The organism is Megasphaera intestinihominis, from assembly GCF_040096415.1.
Taxonomy (GTDB): Bacteria; Bacillota; Negativicutes; order Veillonellales; family Megasphaeraceae; genus Megasphaera; species Megasphaera intestinihominis.
Window position 1 is genome coordinate 1 of sequence record NZ_JBBMEU010000107.1, and the last position, 4,353, is coordinate 4,353.

3 protein-coding genes are annotated in these 4,353 nt (G+C 57.1%); all 3 read right to left on the reverse strand.

The features are described 5' to 3' along the window. Nucleotides 1–190: 190 nt before the first annotated feature. Entirely contained in the window at nucleotides 191–1,366 is a 1,176-nt protein-coding gene (locus WMO23_RS10970) for a pyridoxal phosphate-dependent aminotransferase (protein WP_020311740.1), read from the reverse strand. Between the two features lie 342 nt (nucleotides 1,367–1,708). After that, nucleotides 1,709–2,911, reverse strand: coding sequence for an alanine racemase (gene alr / locus WMO23_RS10975; RefSeq protein ID WP_020311741.1), 1,203 nt, complete (start codon nucleotides 2,909–2,911; stop codon nucleotides 1,709–1,711). A 54-nt stretch (nucleotides 2,912–2,965) separates the two neighbouring features. After that, nucleotides 2,966–4,252, reverse strand: coding sequence for a serine hydrolase domain-containing protein (locus WMO23_RS10980; protein WP_349174070.1), 1,287 nt, complete (start codon nucleotides 4,250–4,252; stop codon nucleotides 2,966–2,968). Nucleotides 4,253–4,353 lie beyond the last annotated feature (101 nt).

Genomic DNA, 4,353 nt, shown 5'->3' on the forward strand with positions numbered 1-4,353 from the left:
CTCTTTTGCTTAAAAAAATGGGCTCAGATAACTGAGTCCATTTTTTTCGATGAGGCTATTATGTTACAGCCCCTTTTTAGCAGGTTTTAAATTTATTTTATACTGTAGGGGTCGCCACGTGGGCGACCCGTTAGGGCTTTGGAGATTTGCGTGAGCGGGCGCCCCACGTGGGCGACCCTGCAAATAAATATCAGTCCTTTCGATATTGCGCTACGAAGCGGGCCATACGTTTCAGGGCTTCCTGGATGGTGTCCATGCTGGCGGCGTAGGAGATGCGGACGAAGCCTTCGCCCTGGTCGCCAAAGGCCGTGCCCGGGACGACGGCGACTTTTTCTTCCTGGACCAGTTTTTCGCAGAATTCCGCCGACGTCATGCCCGTGCAGCGGATGTCCGGGAAGATGTAGAAGGCGCCTTTCGGTTCAAAGACGGGCAGCCCCATGTCGCACAGACCCTTGTAGATGACCTTGCGGCGGCGGTCGTATTCCTGACGCATGGCTTCGACGTCGTCGTCACATTCCTTGAGGGCCGTAATGCCGCCGACCTGAGCCGTCGTATTGGCACACATGATGGCGTACTGATGGAGCTTCAAAATCGGTGCCAGGCCTTCCCGCGGTGCACAGACGTAGCCCAGGCGCATACCCGTCATGGCATAGGCCTTGGAAAAGCCGTTGAAGATGACCGTCCGTTCACGCATGCCCGGCAATTTGGCGAAGGACGTGAACTTGGCATCGCCGTACATGAGTTCACAGTAGATTTCATCGGACAAGACGATGAGATCGTGTTCTTCGGCAAATTTGGCAATAGGCATCAATTCTTCTGCCGACATGACGGTCCCCGTCGGGTTGTTCGGATAGCCGATGACGATGGCTTTCGTCTTCGGCGTGATGACCTTTTCCAAAGCTTCGACAGTCAGTTTGAAATCGTGTTCCGGATAGGTCGGCACGAAGACCGGCGTCCCGCCAGCCAGTTCGACAGACGCCGGATAGGCAACGTAAGCCGGGTCGGGGATGATGACTTCATCGCCCGGTTCGGTAATGGCCAGGAGGGCCATGGCCAGGCCTTCGGAAACGCCGACAGTGACCAGGATTTCATCTTTAGGGTCATAATGGACACCATAGCGTTGTTCAAAATGATGGCTAATGGCTTCACGGAGCTCCATCATGCCTGAATTCCCGGTATAACTCGTTTCCTTGGCATCAAGGCTGGCTTTCATAGCTGCCAGTACCTTGTCCGGTGCGGCAAAGTCCGGTTCTCCGATACTCAGGGACAAGACCCCTTTGACCTGGGCTGCAATATCGAAGAACTTGCGGATACCCGAGGGTTTGATGGCCTTAACGTTGGCCGCCGTTTTATCATTCCAATTCATAATAACACACCGCCTTTTTATGATTATTTTGCATTTATATATGCGTATATCTTATATACAGTATACCACTTGCAACAAAATCATGGAAGAGGAAAAAAGGGCTTGTCGCACAGCGACAAGCCCTTTTTTCTTGTAGGGGCGCCCACGTGGGGCGCCCGTTCACGCAAAATCTGTTTTACAAGTATCCTACATATACCTGTGGGCTCGCCACGTGCGAGCCCCTACAGATAATGATAACGTTTTTTCGCCCCTCTACCGCGATCCGTTTCAGCCTGACAGATGACTCTGGCGGGCCGCCCTTTGGGCGTCCCCTACGAACTGCGGCCTGCGAACTGCCTATCCCTACGGTTTATCGAAGAGGTATTCTTCGCGGCCGACGACTTTGCCGTTCTTCATGTAGACGCGGGGGACACGGCGCGAGATGTTGCACATGATTTCGTAGTTGATGGTGCCACAGACTGCGGCGATTTCTTCGATGGGGATGAAGCTGTCGCCCTGGCGGCCGAAGAGGACGACTTCGTCACCGGCGTGGACGTTGGCTTCGCCGCTGACGTCGATCATGCACTGGTCCATGCAGATGGCACCGACCTGGGGGACGCGGTGGCCATGGTAAAGGACGTCGACTTTCCCCGACAGGATGCGCGAATAACCATCGGCATAGCCGACGGGCAGGGTCGCGATTTTCCGGCGCGACGGAGTTTTATAATGGCGGCCATAGCTGACGGTCGCGCCGGCGTCGATGAGCTTGACATGGGCGATGCAGCAGCGCAGGGACATGACGGGCCGCAGGTCATAAGGCTTGATGTCGATTTCCGGCGACGGTTCACAGCCGTACATGATGATGCCCGGCCGGACCATGTCGCAGTAGTATTCGGGCAGTTCCAGGACGGCCGCACTGTTGCAGCAATGGCGCAGGGCGATGTGGATGCCTTCTTCTTCCATGCGCTTGCACATCCAGCGGAAATGGCCGTACTGTTCGCGCGTAAACGTCTTGTCTTTCATGTCGGAAACGGCAAAATGGGTGAACATGCCGCGGATTTCGATATTCGGCAGGGCTGCGATGGTCTTGATTTCCGAGACGCTGAATTCATTGACCTGGAATCCGACGCGGCTCATGCCCGTATCGACGGCGATATGGACGCGCAGGGTCTTGCCCAGGCGCCGGGCTTCCTGGGAGAAGAATTCGGCGTTCTTCAAGTTGAAGACAGCCGGTTCGATGTCATACGTCAGGAGTTCTTCTGTCCGCCGGGCGTCGGTATGCCCGAGGATGAAGATTTCGTTGTCGATATGCGCATAGCGGCGGAGCTCGACGGCTTCGTCCAGGCTGGACACGGCAAAGCAGTCGGCGCCGTTTTCGGCAAAGGTCTTGGCCAGTTCGACACTGCCGTGGCCGTAGGCATTGGCCTTGACGACGGCGGCGATCTTAACATCCGGCCCGACGTGCTTGCGTATCTGGCGCATATTATGAGCCGCTGCGTCGAGGTCGATCTGGGCCCAGACGGCACGGCGTGTAAAATTCATGGTACTTTCATATGCATTCATCATTATCTCGCCTTCCCATTTGGAATGTTACTATATTTCATAATCATAGCACAGCCCTTATAGGCCGTCAATCAATCGGCACAGGCCGTCCATGACATTTTCTTCCCAAATATAGTTGCAGCTGAAGCGGCCGGCACTGCGCAGGTCGTCATCTTCGGCCAGGGCCTCGCCATTCATGACGTAGGCAAAGCCGCTGCCCGTCCCGAGCCGGACGAAGAGGCCCGACAAGAGGCCAAAGGCCTGGCCCGTGTGGCCCCATAAATCGACGGCCTTCGTGCGGCAACAGCGGGCCGGCCCCGTGCCGTCGACGAAGAATTCGCCCAGGCCATAGGTGAGCAGGGTCTGGCCACACGTATCGCCATTGTGGCCGTCATAGACCCACTGAGGGCTGAACATGGCCTGCAGCGACGACGGCGCCAGGACCGGCCGGTCCTGATAGCGGCCGCCCTGAATCATCATGGCCAGGACGTGGCCCAGTTCCTCCAGAGACAGGCGCAGGCCGCCTTGCGGTGAAAAGATCGTCGCATTGGTCCCAGGCCGGTACGCGGCCAGGTCGTAAGTCTGGCAGACGTCCTGGGCATAGGGATTCTGCAAGGCCAGGGCTTCGCGCTCCGGCTGGACGCCGCCAAAATCGTCGATAGTCCCCTGCCAGGGGCCCTGTTCATCCCAGCGGCCCTGACTATCCCGTTTGAGATAGACCGTCCCCAATTTGGCGAATTCAGCCGCTTCCAGATTGCCCGGCACATAGTCGGCCCGGCAGTCCAGGGCGGCCAGGATATGTGCTTTCTGATACCTATCGAAGCGCTGGCCCGTCACGGCTTCGATGACCGTCCCCAAAAGGCCGTAATTGAGGTTACAATAAGTAAAATAAATACCCGGTGCCTGCCCGGCCGGGGCAAAATGGGCGCCGTCTTCCCAATAGGGACTACCTGGCGTAAAGAAGGCCTTGACACGGACCGACGGCGGAATGCTGTAAACCCTGCCGTCGCGCAGGCCCGACGTATGCGAAGCCAGCATACGAAGCGTAATGGGCACGTCAGGGTAAGACGGATGGCGCAGGCGAAAGCCCAGGTACTGGCTGACATCGTCGTCCAGGGACAGCTTCCCCGCTTCGGCGAGCTCCATGAGGGTAAAGACCGTGAACATCTTGGAGACAGATGCCATGCGGAAACGGCTGTCCACCGTCATCGGCCAGGACCGCTCCCCGTCCACGCGGCGGACGCCGGCGGCAAAACGATAGACCTCACGCCCATCGGCATAGGCCAGGACGGCCAGACCAGGCACGCCGGTCCCCGTATCGCCAATAAGAGAGGCAAAATAAGCATCCCAGTCAGTTCGATTCATAATAGCTCCTTTCGGGTGTGGAAAAGGCGCTGTCTATGAAGACAGCGCCTTTTAGTGGTTAGTGGTTAGTGGTTAGTGCGTAGGGGCCGTCCCAAAGGGCG